The organism is Limnohabitans sp. TEGF005 (assembly GCF_055394835.1).
On record NZ_AP029226.1, the window covers coordinates 2,660,102 to 2,677,181 of the forward strand.

20 protein-coding genes are annotated in these 17,080 nt (G+C 62.4%); 6 read left to right on the forward strand and 14 right to left on the reverse strand.

Annotated elements, in window-relative coordinates; genetic code table 11:
• Positions 1-9 precede the first annotated feature (9 nt).
• The 4 genes from ACZ5RG_RS13165 to ACZ5RG_RS13180 all read left to right on the forward strand — a co-directional run bounded on the left by ACZ5RG_RS13165 (position 10) and on the right by ACZ5RG_RS13180 (position 3,210).
• Positions 10-210, forward strand: a complete 201-nt coding sequence (locus ACZ5RG_RS13165) for a DUF2783 domain-containing protein (RefSeq protein ID WP_464447298.1) — start codon at positions 10-12, stop codon at positions 208-210.
• A 25-nt stretch (positions 211-235) separates the two neighbouring features.
• The gene (locus ACZ5RG_RS13170; protein ID WP_464447299.1) at positions 236-772 is read left to right on the forward strand and encodes a VOC family protein; all 537 of its coding nucleotides are present in this window, start codon (positions 236-238) and stop codon (positions 770-772) included.
• 10 nt (positions 773-782) lie between these two features.
• Entirely contained in the window at positions 783-2,108 is a 1,326-nt protein-coding gene (fahA, locus tag ACZ5RG_RS13175; RefSeq protein WP_464447300.1) for a fumarylacetoacetase, read from the forward strand.
• An 85-nt stretch (positions 2,109-2,193) separates the two neighbouring features.
• Positions 2,194-3,210, forward strand: coding sequence for an asparaginase (locus tag ACZ5RG_RS13180; protein ID WP_464447301.1), 1,017 nt, complete (start codon positions 2,194-2,196; stop codon positions 3,208-3,210).
• A gap of 33 nt (positions 3,211-3,243) precedes the next feature.
• Here ACZ5RG_RS13180 and ACZ5RG_RS13185 read toward each other — a convergent pair whose 3' ends face one another.
• A complete protein-coding gene (locus ACZ5RG_RS13185; RefSeq protein ID WP_464447302.1) occupies positions 3,244-3,927 on the reverse strand; it encodes a YggS family pyridoxal phosphate-dependent enzyme in 684 nt (227 codons plus the stop codon).
• A 170-nt stretch (positions 3,928-4,097) separates the two neighbouring features.
• Here ACZ5RG_RS13185 and ACZ5RG_RS13190 point away from each other — a divergent pair, with 170 nt between their 5' ends.
• Positions 4,098-5,030, forward strand: coding sequence for an NAD(P)-dependent oxidoreductase (locus ACZ5RG_RS13190; protein ID WP_298598123.1), 933 nt, complete (start codon positions 4,098-4,100; stop codon positions 5,028-5,030).
• 108 nt (positions 5,031-5,138) lie between these two features.
• Here the strand turns inward: ACZ5RG_RS13190 and ACZ5RG_RS13195 are convergent, their stop codons facing one another.
• The 3 genes from ACZ5RG_RS13195 to ACZ5RG_RS13205 form a co-directional block, all read right to left on the reverse strand.
• A complete protein-coding gene (locus ACZ5RG_RS13195; protein WP_298598120.1) occupies positions 5,139-5,765 on the reverse strand; it encodes a BON domain-containing protein in 627 nt (208 codons plus the stop codon).
• A complete protein-coding gene (locus tag ACZ5RG_RS13200) occupies positions 5,766-6,350 on the reverse strand; it encodes an SIS domain-containing protein (protein ID WP_026036510.1) in 585 nt (194 codons plus the stop codon).
• Between the two features lie 96 nt (positions 6,351-6,446).
• Positions 6,447-6,833 carry a YraN family protein gene (locus ACZ5RG_RS13205; RefSeq protein ID WP_312260659.1) on the reverse strand — a complete coding sequence of 129 codons (387 nt, stop codon included), beginning with the start codon at positions 6,831-6,833 and terminating at the stop codon, positions 6,447-6,449.
• A 14-nt stretch (positions 6,834-6,847) separates the two neighbouring features.
• Between ACZ5RG_RS13205 and rsmI the strand changes: the two genes are divergently transcribed.
• Positions 6,848-7,747, forward strand: coding sequence for a 16S rRNA (cytidine(1402)-2'-O)-methyltransferase (gene rsmI / locus ACZ5RG_RS13210; protein WP_315236918.1), 900 nt, complete (start codon positions 6,848-6,850; stop codon positions 7,745-7,747).
• 23 nt (positions 7,748-7,770) lie between these two features.
• Here rsmI and ACZ5RG_RS13215 read toward each other — a convergent pair whose 3' ends face one another.
• From ACZ5RG_RS13215 to ACZ5RG_RS13260, 10 genes are all read right to left on the reverse strand, one after another.
• Positions 7,771-8,652 carry a DMT family transporter gene (locus ACZ5RG_RS13215; protein ID WP_464447303.1) on the reverse strand — a complete coding sequence of 294 codons (882 nt, stop codon included), beginning with the start codon at positions 8,650-8,652 and terminating at the stop codon, positions 7,771-7,773.
• A 165-nt stretch (positions 8,653-8,817) separates the two neighbouring features.
• Entirely contained in the window at positions 8,818-9,828 is a 1,011-nt protein-coding gene (locus tag ACZ5RG_RS13220) for a 2-dehydropantoate 2-reductase (protein ID WP_464447304.1), read from the reverse strand.
• On the reverse strand, positions 9,825-10,613 hold the full coding sequence (locus tag ACZ5RG_RS13225) for a class II aldolase/adducin family protein (RefSeq protein WP_298598107.1): 789 nt from the start codon (positions 10,611-10,613) through the stop codon (positions 9,825-9,827). Before ACZ5RG_RS13225 ends, ACZ5RG_RS13220 begins: the two co-directional genes overlap by 4 nt.
• Before the next feature lie 64 nt (positions 10,614-10,677).
• Entirely contained in the window at positions 10,678-11,493 is an 816-nt protein-coding gene (locus ACZ5RG_RS13230; RefSeq protein ID WP_464447305.1) for an aldolase/citrate lyase family protein, read from the reverse strand.
• Positions 11,494-11,660: 167 nt separating this feature from the next.
• On the reverse strand, positions 11,661-12,482 hold the full coding sequence (hpaH, locus tag ACZ5RG_RS13235) for a 2-oxo-hept-4-ene-1,7-dioate hydratase (RefSeq protein WP_464447306.1): 822 nt from the start codon (positions 12,480-12,482) through the stop codon (positions 11,661-11,663).
• Between the two features lie 3 nt (positions 12,483-12,485).
• Entirely contained in the window at positions 12,486-12,941 is a 456-nt protein-coding gene (locus ACZ5RG_RS13240; protein WP_464447307.1) for a 5-carboxymethyl-2-hydroxymuconate isomerase, read from the reverse strand.
• 111 nt (positions 12,942-13,052) lie between these two features.
• Positions 13,053-13,979 (reverse strand): 3,4-dihydroxyphenylacetate 2,3-dioxygenase, encoded by a 927-nt coding sequence (gene hpaD, locus ACZ5RG_RS13245; RefSeq protein WP_464447308.1) that lies wholly within the window; start codon positions 13,977-13,979, stop codon positions 13,053-13,055.
• Positions 13,980-14,015: 36 nt separating this feature from the next.
• Positions 14,016-15,485: a 5-carboxymethyl-2-hydroxymuconate semialdehyde dehydrogenase gene (gene hpaE, locus ACZ5RG_RS13250; protein ID WP_464447309.1), complete on the reverse strand. Its 1,470-nt coding sequence runs from the start codon at positions 15,483-15,485 to the stop codon at positions 14,016-14,018.
• A 198-nt stretch (positions 15,486-15,683) separates the two neighbouring features.
• Positions 15,684-16,448 (reverse strand): fumarylacetoacetate hydrolase family protein, encoded by a 765-nt coding sequence (locus tag ACZ5RG_RS13255; protein WP_464447310.1) that lies wholly within the window; start codon positions 16,446-16,448, stop codon positions 15,684-15,686.
• Positions 16,445-17,077: a fumarylacetoacetate hydrolase family protein gene (locus ACZ5RG_RS13260; RefSeq protein WP_464447311.1), complete on the reverse strand. Its 633-nt coding sequence runs from the start codon at positions 17,075-17,077 to the stop codon at positions 16,445-16,447. The genes ACZ5RG_RS13255 and ACZ5RG_RS13260 overlap by 4 nt, the downstream gene beginning before the upstream one ends.
• Positions 17,078-17,080 lie beyond the last annotated feature (3 nt).

The following is a 17,080-nucleotide window of genomic DNA, read 5'->3' on the forward strand; positions in this document are numbered from 1 at the left end:
AAGAACACCATGACCCCCCTGTCACATTCACCCACACTTTCCATCGGCGGTCTCGAAACCGTCTACGACGCGCTGGCCACCGCCATCGACCAAGCCGGGGCCGACAAGGTCCAGCTGTTCCTCGTCAAGCTGGCTTTGCTCAACGCCAACGCGCTGGCCGACGAAACCCTTTTCCAGCAGCACATCACCGCTGCATTGCAAGACCTCTGACCCCCTCACTTCAAAGGAGACCCCCATGCTCGTTCAATCCGTTCACCACGTCGCTTACCGCTGCAAAGACGCCAAAGAAACCGTTGAGTGGTACCAAAAACACCTCGACATGAAATTTGTGCTGGCCATTGCCGAAAACGAAGTGCCTTCGACCAAAGCACCCGATCCCTATATGCACATCTTTTTGGACGCGGGCCACGGCAACATCCTGGCCTTTTTTGAGCTGCCCAACCAGCCCGAAATGGGCCGCGACACCAACACCCCGGCTTGGGTGCAGCACTTGGCTTTGAAGGTCGAGTCGATGGACGCGCTGATCGCTGCCAAAGACAAATTGGTCGCAGGCGGCATCGAGGTGCTCGGGCCGGTCGATCACACCATTTTCAAAAGCATTTATTTCTTTGACCCCAGCGGCCACCGCCTGGAGCTGGCCGCCGACTGCGGCACGCCCGAGATGATGAAAAAACTCGACGATGTGAAGTGGGACATGCTCGAAGAATGGAGCCAAACCAAACGCGCGCCCAAGCACGCCGCGTGGATGCACGACGGCAGCATGGCCGCTTGAAAGGGCCACGATGACCCTGCTGAACGACACCCATAACCCGGCGCTCAAAAGCTGGATCGCCTCGGCCAACAGCGCAGGCTGCGACTTCCCCATTCAAAACCTGCCGTTCGCGGTGTTCCGCCGCAAGGGCTCATCTGAGGCTTTTCGTGGCGGCGTGGCCATTGGCGACCAGATCGTGGACTTGGCCGCATTGGCCAAGTCAGGCCTTCTGACCGGCGAGGCCGCTGCAGCCGCCCAAGCGGGCGCGCAAGACAAGCTCAACGCCTTGATGGCGCTGGGCACCCCGGCTTGGAGCGCCTTGCGCCTGGCCCTGTCACGCGCCTTGCGCGAAGAGTCGGCAGCGCAAGCCGCTTTGCAAGACGGCCTCGTGCCGCAAGCCGAGGCCGAATTCGACGTGCCCGCCCGCATTGGCGACTACACCGACTTCTACACCTCGGTGCACCACGCCACCAACATCGGCAAACAGTTCCGCCCCGACAACCCCCTGCTGCCCAACTACAAGTGGGTGCCCATCGGTTACCACGGCCGCGCCTCCAGCATTGGCGTGTCGGGCCAGCAATTTCGCCGCCCGCTGGGCCAAACCATGCCGCCGGGCGCAGCCGCGCCCACATTCGGCCCCTGCAAGCGGCTGGACATCGAGCTGGAGCTGGGCATTTTTGTGGGCCGCAGCAATGCACTGGGCGAAGCCGTGGGCATCACCGAGGCCGAAGACCATGTGTTCGGCATCTGCCTGCTCAACGACTGGTCGGCCCGCGACATCCAGGGCTGGGAATACCAGCCGCTGGGGCCTTTCTTGTCGAAAAACTTTGCCTCCACGGTGTCGCCCTGGGTCGTCACCCTCGAAGCGCTGGCGCCCTACCGCGTGGCCTTCACACGGCCCGAAGGCGATCCACAGCCCATGGCCTATCTCGACTCAGCCGCCAACCGCCAAGGCGGTGCTTTTGACATCCAGCTGCAAGTGGGCCTGCAAACCCCGAACATGCGTGCTGCCGGTCAAAGCGACGCCAGCATCTGCCGCACCAGCTACCGCCACGCCTATTGGACCGTGGCGCAGATGGTCACCCACCACACCGTCAACGGCTGCAACTTGCAAGCGGGTGACTTGCTGGGCAGCGGCACCCTGTCCGGCCCCACCTTGGACCAAGCAGGCGCCCTGATCGAGCTGACCACGGGTGGCAAGAACCCGATCGCCTTGCCCAACGGTGAGCAGCGCACCTGGCTCGAAGACGGCGACAGCGTGGTGCTGCGCGGCTGGTGCGAGCGCGAAGGCGCGGCACGCATTGGCTTTGGCGAATGCGTGGGCACGGTGCTGCCGGCGCGATTGCCCCAAGGCTGAGTCAACGGCGCTGCGCGGCCCAAGCGGCCAGCCCTCAGGACAGGCGAGAACTTACACTGGCTTGTCCACATGCAAAGGTGAAGCCATGAACTTTGAACCCCTGATCGAGTTGACCCGCAACGGTGTGCCAGAGTGCCTGCACATGGGCGCACTGGCCGTGACCGACACCGAAGGTCGTGTGCTGGCTCAGGTGGGCAACCCGCACTGGCTGTGCTTCACCCGATCGACCCTCAAGGCCATGCAGGCGCTGCCGCTGATCCAGTCGGGCGGCGTGGCCCATTTTGGCTTCACGCCACCCGAGTTGGCCATGATGTGTGCCAGCCACAACGGCGAGGCGATGCACGTCGAGCAGGTGGCGTCCATGTTGCGCAAAAGTGGCACCCGCACGCAGCAGATGCGTTGCGGCTGCCATGTGCCCTACCGCTTCACGTTTTTCGACCGCCCCATGCCCGAGGGCTTTGCCTACGATGAACGGCACCACAACTGCAGCGGCAAGCACAGTGGCTTTTTGGCCTATTGCGTGCAACACGGTTTGTCCACCGACGACTACACCGAGGTGGATCATCCATTGCAACAACAGGTGCGCCAAGCCGTGGCGCACCTGGCCGGTTTGCGCGAAGAAGAACTGACGCTGGGCATCGACGGATGCTCGGCCCCCAACTACGCCATGCCCTTGTCGCGCTTGGCCCGCAGCTATGCCCGTTTGGCCTGCCCCGAAGCCGATGGACTTTACGGCGAGAGCTTGCAGCGGCTGGGCCAAGCCATGAGCGCACACCCCGAACTGGTCTCGGGCACCGGGCGCAACGACGCCGACTTCATGCGTGCAGGCCGGGGCGATTGGGTCAGCAAAGTGGGGGCGGACGGCGTGCAGGTCGTGGCCAGCCGTGCGCGTGGTCAGGCACTGGCGGTCAAGATCATGGACGGCAACAAAGCGGCGCTGTTTGCCGCCACGGTCGAGGCCCTGGACCAACTGGGCTGGCTGGACGACGCCCAGCGCCAGCAACTGGCCCCTTGGCGTGCCCAGCAGCTGCTGAATGTGGCGGGCCTGCCCGTGGGCGAGCGGCGCAGTGTGTTCCAACTGCAAGCGGGCGCTGGGCGCTAAAAACTGCCGTCGCAGCCATCGCGGCAGCGGTTTTCAGCGCTTGCCAAAAATGGCCGTGCCCACCCGCACCATCGTGCTGCCCTCGGCAATGGCGGCGGCCAGATCGGCGCTCATGCCCATCGACAGCGTGTCCAGCGCCAAGCCTTGTGCGCGCAAATTGTCCAGCAAGTCTTTGGCTTGGCGGTGCACCGCCCGCATCTGGGCATCGGTTTCGGCGGGCTCGGGGATGGTCATCAAGCCGCGCAGCTGCAAGCGCGGCAAGGCGGCCACCGCCTGGGCCAGCGCAGGCAGGTCCTGCGGGACCACACCCGACTTGGTCTCGCCCCCATCCACATTGACCTGAATGCACACCTGCAACGGCGGCAGATGCGCGGGGCGCTGCTCGCTCAAGCGCTGCGCGATTTTCAGGCGGTCGATGCTGTGCACCCAGTCAAAGTGCTCGGCCACCAAGCGGGTTTTGTTGCTCTGGATCGAGCCGATGCAATGCCATTGCAAGGGCAAATCCTGCAGGGCCGTGATCTTGTCCACCGCTTCTTGGATGTAGTTTTCGCCAAAAGCGGTTTGCCCAGCGGCATGGGCGGACCGCACGGCATCGGCCGCCCAAGTCTTGGAGACGGCCAGCAATTGCACGCTGCCCGGCGCACGGCCTGCCGCTTGGCAGGCGGCCTGGATGTGCGCGTGGACTTGCGCCAGGTTCTCGGCGATGGAAGTGTTCATGGCCTGAGCGTACCAAACCCGAGTGCGAGCCTTCCGGGTGCTAACCTTTCTTGCGCACCCTCAGACAACACCCAGATGTCGCCCACCGGTCAGCCCAATGCACCCAAGGTGCACCGACTCTTGGCCAGACTGCTAAATTAGCCGCTTGTTTATCCTGAATCGAGACAACCATGAGCCAAATCGCTGCCAAAACCTACGAACCTGCACCCGCCCGCAAAGTCGCCTTTTTGGGCTTGGGCGTCATGGGCTATCCCATGGCCGGGCACTTGGCCCGCGCCGGTCACCATGTCACCGTTTACAACCGCAGCGCGGCCAAAGCAGCCGCTTGGGTGGCCGAATGCCCCGGCAACGCCAGCGCGCCCACCCCGCGTGAAGCGGCTGCGGGTGCCGACATCGTGTTCGCCTGTGTGGGCAACGACGATGACCTGCGCAGTGTGGTGTTGGGTCAAGACCTGGGCGGCGGCCAAAGGGCCGACGATGGCGCATTTGCCGGCATGAAGCCCGGTGCCATTTTTGTGGACCACACCACGGCTTCGGCCTCCATCGCACGGGAATTGTCTGCCGAAGCGCAAAAGCTCGGTCTGCAATTCATCGACGCCCCCGTCTCGGGTGGCCAGGCGGGTGCACAAAACGGCATGCTCACCGTGATGTGCGGTGGCGATGCCGTGGCTTTTGACAACGTCAAACCTGCCGCCATGGCGTTTTCGCGGGCTTTCACCTTGCTGGGCGAGTCGGGCGCGGGCCAGTTGGCCAAGATGGTCAACCAGATCTGCATCGCCGGACTGGTGCAAGGCTTGTCCGAAGCCGTGGCGTTTGGCCAGCAGGCGGGCCTGGACATGCACCAAGTGCTGGATGTGATCGGCAAGGGCGCTGCGCAAAGCTGGCAGCTGGACAACCGGGGCAAAACCATGGCCGATGACAAGTTCGAGTTTGGCTTTGCGGTGGACTGGATGCGCAAAGACCTCGGCCTGGTGCTGGACGAAGCCAAGCGCAACGGCGCTCGCCTGCCCGTGACGGCACTGGTCGACCAGTTTTACGCCGATGTACAAAAAATGGGCGGTGGCCGCTGGGACACCTCCAGCCTGATCCGCCGACTGCGCTGAACGGCACAGCCGAGGGCCATGACGACCCGCCTGCGCGGGTTTGTCCAAGGTATTTGGACAAAAAAAGAGCGGCCTCAAGGCCGCTCTTTTTATGGGGCGTGCGTCAATTCACTTGGCACGCGCTGACTGGCTCAGGCGCTGGAGTTCTTCTTCAGAGATTTCATCAAATACGCGGACCACTTTGGTCACGCCGCTGATGCCGCGCACGATGTCGCTGGCACGTTTTGCTTCGCGGGCCGTCACACGGCCCATCAGGTACACAATGCCGCGCTCGGTCACCACCTTGATTGAATTGACCTGCAGGTCTTTTGCATCGATGAATGCGGCCTTGACCTGGCTGGTGGTCACCGTGTCTTTGGAGCGCTGGGTCAGGCTGCTGGGCATGGTCACCGCCAAATCGTTCACGACCGACTGGACATTTTCCTGGCTCTGAGCCAACTTCTCTGCGCGGTCTTTGTCGGCCTGGGTCCGGGCCTCACCGCTGAGCAACACTTTGCGGTTGAAACTGGTCACGTTCAAGTGCACACGTTCACCCAAATCCTGACGCACGGCGCTGGCGACCTTGATCTCAATGCCCTCGTCTTCGACCTGTGCACCCGTGGTGCGGCGGTCGGTGGCCACGATGCCGGTCATGACAGCGCTGCCCACGATCAAGGGGGCGCAGGCGGACAAACTGGACAGCGCAACGGCCAAAACAGCGCCCGAAAAAACCAGAGATTGCAAATTGCGTTTCATTTAAAGAGTCTCCTGTTCACCCAAGAGTTGGGTGTCAATGCCATCACACAGACAGTGCAGCACCAAGTGCTGAACTTCACGAATTCGGGCGGCTCGCTCATGCGGCACACACACATGCACATCGGTCTCGCGCAACTGGCGGGCCAAACCGCCCCCGTGGTGGCCGGTCAGGGCCAACACGCTCATTTCCCGGTCGTGGGCCGCTTGCACCGCTTCGACCAAGGCAGGCTCTGCACCATCCACGCTGATGAGCACCAGTACATCACCGGTCTGCCCCAGCGCCAGCACCTGCCGCGCCAAGGCCTGGCCATCGGGCCAGCGACTGGCCGTCAAGGCGTCCGATGACAAGGCCATGGCGGCCAAACCCGGACGCTCGCGTTCAAAACCACCCACCAGCAAATTCGCCAAATATTGGGCCAATGCGGCCGAAGGGCCCAAGCCACCAGCAAGCACCTTGCCGCCCCCGGTCACACAAGCCAGAACGGCCTGGACAGCGGCGTCCACAGGTTTGGCCAAAGTCTCGGCCACTTGGTAGTGCAAATCGGCACTGTCGATAAAGTGTTGTTGGATTCGTAGGTCTAGCATGCGGTGCGAATGATACCCCCCGCAACACGGCGGCCACCCGGAAAAACAGTTATTTACACGGTTATTCGAGCCTGCATCAGGCTTCAGTTGTGTGCATTAGCTCACATCAAAAGCGGCTTGCAACCATTCGGGTCCGGTGGCCTCAATGGTCACCACATCAAAGCGCGCCGGGGGCAAGCTGCGCCAGCGCAACAGGTAGTGCTGCGCCGCAAAAATGATGCGCCTTTGCTTTTGATACCCGATGCTGGCAGCAGCCCCGCCATGGTCACTTCGGCTGCGTTGACGAACCTCGACAAACACCACCGTGCCATCCGCCGATTGCATGATCAGGTCGATTTCGCCACCCCCTCGGCCAGGCGTCCGATAATTGCGCTTCAGCAAGCGCAAACCGCGCTCTTGCAAATAGGCCAGCGCCTCGTCTTCGCCCGCATCACCCCGGGCCTTGGTGGTCTGGCCCACCGTGTCTTTTTTGAGGAATTGCATTGACTCCGTCTCCCTTGTCTGCCTCGTTTGCCAAAGCCCTGGAGGCCGCGCACGACGCTGCCGGATCGCAAAACAACCCGGCCAGCACACTGTATGTCGTGGCCACCCCCATTGGCAACCTCGCCGACATCAGCCTGCGTGCGCTGCATGTGCTGGCCAAGGTCGACGCCGTGGCTTGCGAAGACACCCGCCATACCCAGCAACTTCTGCGGGCCTATGGCCTAGACCGTCCCGGCTCACAACTGCTGGCGGTGCACCAGCACAACGAAGCTGAAGCGTCACAAACCGTGATCGCCCGTCTGGCGCAAGGTGAGCGCGTGGCGTATGTGAGCGATGCAGGCACCCCAGCCATCAGCGATCCGGGCGCCCGGCTGGTGGCGGCGGTGCGGCAAGCCGGTTACCGGGTACTGCCCTTGCCAGGCGCCAGCAGCGTGACCACCGCGCTCAGCGCCTCGGGCATGACGGGCGAGGACGGCTTTGTGTTTGCGGGCTTTTTGCCCAGCAAATCCGGCGAACGCGAACGCGCCGTGCAGGCCCTCGCACAAGAAAGTCGTGCCGTGGTGCTGCTGGAAGCGCCACACCGCATCGAGGCTTTGGCACAAGCGCTGTCGGTGCTCGGTGAGCGCCGCATCACCGTGGGGCGCGAGCTGACCAAGCAATTTGAACAAATCGAAACCGTCACGGCACAGGCCTTGCCAGGCTGGCTGGCCGAAAAGCCAGACCGCCAGCGCGGTGAGTTTGTGCTGGTGCTGCACGATGCGCCTGTCGCGGCATCGGCAGGCGAAGGCGTGCGCGTGCTGCAAATGCTGCTGCCCGAGCTGCCACTGAAAACCGCGGTCAAACTGGCGGCCGAGATCACAGGCGAGTCAAAAAACGAGCTGTACGACAAAGCCTTGGCGCTGAAAAACGGCTGACGCCGCTGCCCCGGCAAAGCGCCTCAGCGCTTGCGCAAACCCAGCCACATGACGGTGGCCACCACCACCAAGGCACCGACCAACTGCATCAGTGCAATCGACTGCCCCAACACGCCCCAAGCCAACACCAAGGCAAACACCGGCTCCACGTTCATGATGGCCGAGTTGCCCACCACGCCCAACTTGGGCAACACCGTGAACATGATGGTGAAGGCCGTGCCATACAAGAATGTCAATGCCCCCAAACCCCACCAACCCGCCGTGGCCGTGGGCAAATGCAAGCCGCTCTGGCTGGCGGCCACCGCCGCCAACACAGCCACCGTGGCCATGGTGGTGAAGGTGCGCAAGCGGCCATCCACATCGGCAGCCTCGTGCTGGGTGATGACCAAGGCCAAGCCAAACGTGACCGATGCCGCCATGGCAAAGCCCACACCCACACCGATCTGCCCCCACTGCTGGGCGGCACCCAGCCCCGATGCAGCACCCATCACGTCGAGGGCCAAAGCCAGCCCCAACAGCATCACGGGCATGGCCAACAACACGGCACGCTCAGGGCGGTGGCCGTACAGCACCCGCGCCCAGAAAGCCGTCAGCAAAGGGTAGGTGTTGAACGCCAGCAAAGCCAAAGCCACAGGCAGACGGGCGACCGACGAATAGAGGCAAACACTTTGCACGGCGATCAATGCGCCAATCAGCAGAAGGTTCTTTTTGTGCCGCCCCGTCAGTTGGAGCGAGACCTTTTGCTGCCAAAGGATCAAGGCCACCACAAAGGCCGTGACACTGCTGCGAAAGGTGACGGCAGTCACCACATCCACACCATGGTTGAACGCGGTGCGGGCCGCGACATGGTTGGCGCCCATCATCAAGGCGATCAACAAGAGCGTGAGGAAACCGGTCAGGGTCAACCGGGAAAAGGACGCGGGGGAAGCGGAGGAAGCAGCGGAGGTGGGGCGAGATGACATGGGGCCAATTTACCGCCCTCTTCGGCTTAGGGATGACAAGAAAGCGACTGGCACCCTGAAGTGCCCGTCGCCGTCAAATTGAAGGGATGTCGACCATGAAGATTGAAATCAGCAGCCGTAAAGCCCTCGACCTTGTGCATGCACGCGGCTGAGGCCCAGCAAAACATCGGTCAATGGCGTCTGCACATGGGTCAACTGACCCAACTCACGCACGGCCGAGACCAAGGCATCCAGTTCAACCGGCTTACCTGCCACCACGTCTTGCAGCATGGAGGTGCGAAATGCGCCCAATTTGCGCGTGACAGCGTGGCGGTCTTCGGGTTGCTGGTCGATGGGGATTCCGATTTGTTCCCCAATGGCTTTGGCTTCGAGCATGACACCCGAGATGAATTGACGCACCAAGGGGTCGTCCAGAATTCGGTCGGTCGTGGCCCCGGTGATGGCACTGATGGGGTTGATCGTCATGTTGCCCCAAAGTTTGTACCAAATGTCTTTTTGGATTTGCGGCGACACGCTGGCGTTGAAGCCAGCCTTTTGCAGCAGTGCGTGCAAGGCCTGCACGCGGGGCGTGGCCTGGCCCGAAGGCTCGCCCACGATCAGGCCATCACCAAAGTGGTGACGGATCACCCCCGGCGCATCCACCGAGCAACTGGCATGGACCACGCAGCCGATGATGTGCGCGGCAGGCAAGGCGCGTGCAATCGCCCCCTGCGGGTCCACGGCGTCCAGAGAGCGGTCTGCTACCGGGCCACCGAACCCCTGCAAAAACCACCAAGGCACGCCGTTCATGGCGGTCAACACCATGGTGTTGGGGCCGATCAGTGGTCCAAGCTGCTGTGCGACTGAGGCCAGCGCGGGGGCTTTGACCGAAATCACCACCAGGTCTTGCACGCCCAATGCGGCAGCCTCGTTCGAGGCGTGAACCGGCACGGTGTGCAAATCGCTCCCTTGATGCAATTGCAGGCCCTGCTGCTGCAAGGCGCCCAGTGTGTCGCCACGCGCCAGCACGCTGACCTGCACCCCGGCACGCGCCAAGTGCACGCCCAGCCAGCCACCAATGGCCCCTGCGCCGACGATGGCGACTTTGTTGAATGACACGCCGTTGATTGTTTCGCTCATGCGCGCCACCCTGTGCCTTGTTTGTCCATCTGACGCACCAGCGCCTCGAACACGTCCTGACCGGCTCCGTGGTTCGGGTTGAACTGCAGCGCATCCCGCGTGCACTTGGCAGCAATCGTCTCAGGCACAGCAATCGGTGCGCCCATGCTTTGCGTGGCGAGCTGGATTTCGCAGGCGCGTTGCAAGGTCCAGAGAATGGCAAAGGTCTGCGGCAAACTCGCGCCCCAAGCCAACAGGCCGTGGTTTCGAAGGATCACGGCGGGCTTGTTGCCAATGCTTTTGAGCACACGCGGCGCTTCGTCAGCATGGATGGTGATGCCCTCGAAGTCGTGGTAGGCCACCATGCCGTGCAGCTGGGCTGAGTAAAAGTTGCTTTGCGACAAACCATCTTGCAGGCAAGCCACCGCCACACCCGCCGTGGTGTGGGTGTGCATCACGCAGTGCGCACCGTCTATGCCGCCGTGCAGCGTGGCATGCACCACAAAGCCAGCCGGATTGACCTTATAGGGTGAGCCGTCCAACACCTCGCCCTGCAAGTTGATCTTGACCAGATTGCTGGCCGTGACCTCGCTGTAATGCAGGCCAAAAGGATTGATCAAGAACTGTTTATCACCGCCCGTGACGCTGTCGGGCAGTCGCACGGTGATGTGGTTGTAGATCATCTCGGTCCAGCCGAGCATGGCAAACACGCGGTAGCAGGCCGCCAACTGCAAACGGGTCTGCCATTCGTCTGGGTGGACACGCGCTTGCAAAGACGGCACCACGGCTTGGGGGGTGGGGAACATCGTGATCTCCTTCATGGGGGTCAAGTTAATGGGGGTCAGATCCCCATTGTTTTAAAGGTGCGCGTCAATAAGTCGCGCCTGGGGCCGATGCGATGGCGCGCACTTCTGATTTGAAGTGCGCGGCCAAGTCGGTGGTTTGGCGCATCAGGATTTGGGTGTCCAGACCCACCGCCACAAACAAGGCCCCCAGCTTCAGGTACTGGGCAGCCGATGCGCGGTCGGGCGTGAGGATGCCTGGGGCCTTGCCCGCTTGCAGGATGCGGGCGATCGCATCGGCAATGGCAGCCTGCACCTCGGGGTGCGCCGCATTGCCCACATGGCCCATCGAGGCCGACAAATCTGCCGGACCGATGAACACACCGTCCACACCGGGCGTGGCGGCAATCGCGCCCAAATTCTTCAGCGCCTCGCGTGATTCAACCTGCACCAACAGGCAGACCTCTTCATTGGCCCGCTTGAAATAGTCGGGGTAATGGCCCCAGCGCGAAGCCCGTGCACCGGCCATGCCGCGCACGCCGCCACGGCCATCGTCTTGCGGGTAGCGCATGGCCTGCACCAGTTGCGCGGCCTGCTCGGCGGTATCGACCATGGGCACCAAGATGTTTTGCGCCCCCAAGTCGAGGTATTGCTTGATGAGCGCCGTCTCGCCCACGGGCACGCGGCAGACCGGGTGGCTGGTGGGATACGCAGCCAAGGTTTGCAGCTGCGTCTGGATGCTGCGCAGGTCGTTGGGCGCGTGTTCGCCGTCGATGACCAGCCAGTCAAACCCGGCCAGAGCGCAAATTTCGGCGGTGTAGGCGCTGGCCAGTCCCATCCACAGGCCAATCTGAGGCTGCTTGTTTTGCAGGGCTTGCTTGAATGTATTCACGGGGGTGCTCATCAATCAGTTACTCTCTTTAAAGGCCAAACGGCTCACAGGATGTTGGGGTCGGGGTGGCGGCTCGGGCGATGTGGCAAAGCGAAGCGCCTCTGAGCCCGGGCCGCCACCCTGGCCCCAGCAGCCTCCCGCTATCGCCAGACGAAGCCACTGCAGACTCTTCAAAACGCTCAAACAAACCGAAACTCCAGCTTGCCCAATGGCCCGTAGTCCGCCTCGAACACATCGCCCACTTTGGCCAGCGCCGGTTTGGTGAACGAGCCTGCCAACACGATCTCACCGGCTTGCAGATACTCGCCCCACGGTGCCAGCTTGTTGGCCAACCAGGCAATGCCCACCGCCGGGTGGCCCTGCACGCCAGCGGCCAGACCGGTTTCTTCGACCACGCCGTTTTGGCGCAAGATGGCACCGCACCAAGGCAAGTCGGTCGTCAAGGGATCGACCCGTTTGGCCCCCAGCACGATGCCCGCGTTGGCGGCGTTGTCGCTGATGGTGTCAAACACCTTGCGCATCACCTGGGTGTGGCGGTCGAATTGCTCGATGCGCGAATCGATGATCTCGATGGCCGGGGTCACGTACTCGGTCGCATCGAGCACCTCTTGCACCGTCACGTTGGGCCCACGCAACGCTTTCTTGAGGATGAAGGCCAGCTCCACTTCCACGCGCGGGGCAATGAAACGGCTGAACGGAATATCCAGGACCTGGCCCGGCGTGCAGTCGTAACGCATGTCGTCGAGCAGCGTGCCGTAGTCGGGCTCGTCTATCTGGCTCGAGACCTGCATGGCGCGGCTGGTCAGGCCAATCTTGTGGCCGATCAGGGTGCGCCCTTCGGCGAACTTGATCTGCATCCAGGCGCGGTTGATGCGGTAACCGTCTTCGATCGTCATGCCCGGGTAGCGCTTGGAAAAGTGCTCGATCTGCACGCGCGATTTTTCGGACTGGTTCAGCGCGTGCGCAAGCTGCTGGATTTGGTCTTCGGTGAAAACAGACATGGCTCAGGCCTTCTGAAACAAAGGGTGGAGGTTGCTGTGCTTGGCGTCAAACACCTCGGGGCCCACGTCGATTTGCAGCGTGATGCCGATGTGGCGTTGCGCCATGGTGGGTGCAAAAAAGGCTTTGGCCACTTCGATCAAGGTCTGTCCAGCGCCTTGCTGCACCGCCTCGCTGCGGCCTCGGCCCATGCGCAGGTTCAGGTACACAAACGCGTAATCGCCCGCACCGCCATGCGGGTTGTGCGCATACACGCCCGCCGCAAGCCCCGCCGCGCCGCCATCGGCCACCGCGTAATGTGGCGCAGGGTAAGCCAGCACACGCGTGCCGCCTGTCGGAAAAACGGGTTGGCCGTTTTCGCCTTGAACGGTGAGCATGGCGTCGGCCATCTGGCGACACAGCGTGGTCATGTTGACTTCGGCATCGAGCTGACCGGTGTAGAGGATCACGAGGTGCGGCATGGTTCTGTCTTTGTCGAGGTGTCTGTAGGTCGGACCATCAGGTCCGACATGGGGATTTGGAAAAGGCCTGAGTCGAGGCTAAAGCCACCGACCTGCAGGGAGGCTTCATGCTCAAAGTCGGGTGCTCACTGCGGTATAGCCCTGCGCACTGCTGGCCTGAGCCGCCGGGATGTGCTGGCCGGTTTGGGGCGTGACTTCAAACAAGGCATTGAGCTGGCCGGTGCCCGACGCGCCAAAGTAAGGGGTCAGGATGTCCACCGCGCCGTCGTAGCCCGTCCAGCCCAAAGCGCCCAACAACATGGCCGTGTCGTGCATGAAGCCTTCGCCGTGGCCTTTGCTGGCGTACTCGGGCAGCATCTCGCAAAAGGCTTTCCACTCGCGCTGGTCCCACATGCGCAACACCTGCTCGTCGAGTTTCTCCAAAAAAGGGCTCCAGATCTTGTGCGCAAACTCCGGGGCCAAGCCGTTTTGTGCAAAGCGGTGGCTCAAACTGCCGCTGGCCAAAAACGCCACCGTGCCGTCGTAATGCTGCTCCACAGCCTCGCGCATGGCCCAGCCCAAACGGGCGCTGTCATTGAGGTAATGCGAGGTGCACAGGGCCGAGACCGAAACCACCTTGAAATGCTGGTCGGCGTTCATGTAGCGCAGCGGCACCAGCGTGCCGTATTCGGGCTGCAAGGTGGTGGCTTCGTGCGCCAAGGTTTCCACGCCGTGCGCGTTGGCGACCTTGGCCAACAACTGGCCCAAAACCGGGTTGCCCGGCGACTCAAACGCCATGTTGCTGATGAAATGCGGCAACTCGTTGCTGGTGTACACACCCTTGTAATGCGGCGCGCAGTTGATGTGGTAGGCGGCATTGACCAGCCAGTGCGTGTCAAACACCACCAGCGTGTCCACGCCCATGGCGCGGCAGCGGCGGCTGATTTCGTGGTGGCCATCAATGGCGCTTTGCCGCGTGCCAAAACGCGGGCCAGGGATCTCACTCAGGTACATGCTGGGTACGTGGGTGATTTTGGCGGCGAGTGCGAGCTTACCCATGGCGAAGTCTCCTGAAGTGATCGAGTGGTCGCATGATCAGACGCCCCAATGTGGAATGTGGTGACTGCCCATCGAAACCGCCACGTTTTTGGGCTCGCAAAACACCTCGTAGCTCCAGGTGCCGCCCTCGCGGCCGGTGCCGCTGGCCTTGGTGCCGCCAAAGGGTTGGCGCAGGTCGCGCACGTTCTGGCTGTTGACAAAACACATGCCCGCTTCCACGGCAGCGGCCACGCGGTGGGCGCGGCCCAGGTTTTCGGTCCAGACGTAACTGCTCAAGCCGTATTCAATGTCGTTGGCTTTGGCAATGGCATCGGCCTCGTCCTTGAAAGGGATCAAACAGGCCACGGGGCCGAAGATTTCTTCCTGTGCGATGCGCATGCGGTTGTCGACATCGGCAAACACCGTGGGCCAAACGAAGTTGCCGTTTTGCACATGCGCGGGCAAGTCGGCAGCGTAGCCCGGTTGGTCCAGCCCGCCGCACAGCAGGGTTGCGCCCTCTTTCGGGCCCATTTCGATGTAGCTGCGCACCTTGGCCAAGTGGGCCTTGGAGATCATGGGGCCGACGATGGTTTTTTCATCCAACGGGTCGCCCACGGTGATGCGTTTGGCGCGTTCGGCAAACTGGGCTGCAAAGTCGGCATAGATGCTTTGCTGCACCAAGATGCGGCTGCCGGCGGTGCAGCGCTCGCCGTTGTTGGAAAAGATCATGAAGATGGCCGCGTCAAGGGCGCGGTCCAGGTCGGCGTCTTCAAAAATCACAAACGGGCTTTTACCGCCCAACTCCATGCTGAACTTTTTGAGGCCCGCACTTTGGACAATGCGGTTGCCCGTGACCGTCGAGCCGGTGAAACTGATGGCGCGCACATCGCGGTGCGACACCAGCGGTTCGCCCGCCTCTTTGCCAAAGCCGTGCACCACATTGAGCACGCCCGCAGGCACGCCAGCCTCCAGCGCCAGCTCGCCCAATCGCGCCGCGGTCAGGGGTGACAACTCGCTCATCTTGAGCACGGCGGTATTGCCAAAGGCGAGACACGGCGCGACCTTCCAGGTGGCGGTCATGAAGGGCACGTTCCAGGGGCTGATCAGTGCGCACACGCCCACCGGGTGGAACAAGGTGTAGTTCAGGTGCGTGGGCGTGGGGTAGGTGTGGCCGTCCACACGGGTGCACATTTCGGCAAAGTAATGGAAGTTGTCGGCGGCACGCGGCACCAGTTGTTTGCCGGTCTGGCTGATGGTCTGGCCGCAGTCGCGGGTCTCGGTGTCCGCAATCTCGGGGACGTGTTGGGTGATCAAGTCGCCCAGCTTGCGCATGATTTTGGCGCGTTCGGTGGCGGGCGTAGCGGCCCATTTCGGGAAAGCCGCTTTGGCGGCAGCGACAGCGGCATTGACCTCGGCCTGGCCGCCCGAGGCGACTTCGGCCAACACCTCTTGCGTGGCGGGGTTGGTGGTTTCAAAGTAGTCGCTGCCCGCGACACGTTGGCCGTTGATGAGGTGGTCGATTTTCATGGGTGTCTCCGTCAATTTCTTAAATTCATGGCACGACCGCGCATGCGGGAATGCACGCATGCAGGGTCCCTACGCCATGGATCCCCGCGTTCGCAGGGATGACAAATCGGGGGCTTGCCGTTGCCGTTGCCGTTGCCGTTGCCGTTGCGGTTGCGGTTGCGGTTGCGGTTGCCATTTGCGGCATGTGCATATTCATGCTCACGCGGCCACGATGGTGTTGGTCAGGGCGCCGATGCCTTCGATCTCGGTGACGATCACGTCGCCGGGCTGGCAATCAACGATGCCGTCGGGCGTGCCGGTCAGGATCAGGTCGCCGGGCTTGAGCGTCATGAAGCTGCTGAAATATTCGATCAGCGTGGGCACGTCAAAAATCATGTCGGCTGTGCTGCCGCTTTGTGTGACTTGGCCGTTGACGGTGGTCTGCAATTTCAAGGCCATGGGGTTGATGACATCTGCCGCATCCACCAGCCAGGGGCCAATGGGGGTGCAGGTATCGCGGTTTTTAACGCGCAGGTTGGGTCGGTACCAGTTTTCCAGGTAGTCGCGGATCGCGTAATCGTTGGCCACGGTGTAGCCCGCGACGAAGTCGTAGGCATCGGCTTTTTTCACGCGCCGGGCAGTGCGGCCGATCACCACGGCCAGTTCGCACTCGTAGTGCATGTATTTGACCCCGTTCGGGCGCACGGTCAGCGCCTTGTGCCCGATCAATGAGGCCTCGCCCTTCATGAAGGCCAGCGGTTCTTCGGGCGCTTTGAAGGCCAGTTCCTTGGCATGGTCGGCGTAGTTCAGGCCCAGCGCAATCACGGTGCGGGCTTGCGGTACGGGTGCAAGTGGCGGCAGCCAGACCACCTCGTCAAATCCCACGCGATGGCCCTTGTGTGGACCTTGGGTGATGAGCAGCTGGCCATCAGATTCAAGCGCTTGCTGGACAGCACCTGCCCATGCGATGCGTGCGTGTTTCATGCGGCACCTCCGACTTGCACAGACACGGACGCGAAGCCGGGTGCAGAAATATCGACCCGGTCACCGACCTGGGCACGCGGGCGCGTGCCATCGGCCAGGCAATCGGTGCCCACCATCAACACATCGCCTGCTTGCAGCGTCATGAAGTCGCCCACATCGGCCAGCAAGGTGGGCAAGTCGCGCACCAGCTCGCGCAAGTCCACGGTCTGCACCCGTTCGCCATTGCGCTGCACCGTCAGCTGCAACGCAGCCCAGTCTTGCAACTGGCCTGGCGTGATCTGCTCGGGCAAGGCCAAAAAACCATCGCGGCAGCGGAACTTGACCGGCGGGCGGTAATAGCTGGTGTGCGGCACAGACCAGTCGTTCAGCAAAACGGCACCCGCCACTCGGCCATCGTCACCGATCACCAAGCCCAGCGTTGCGCCAATGTCGACTTCGGTCACACCGTCTTGCAGCACCAAGTCCTGCCCGGTGGGGCTGAAGGTGTTGGCGGTTTTGACGTACAGCACGGGCGCTTGGGGCGCGGCCTTGTGCGGCTCTTGTGTCATGCGCGGTGACCACAGGTCCCACTCGCGGCAAAAATTGAGCAAGGTGCCATACACCGTGCCTCGGGGTTGCCAATGGCTCATGTT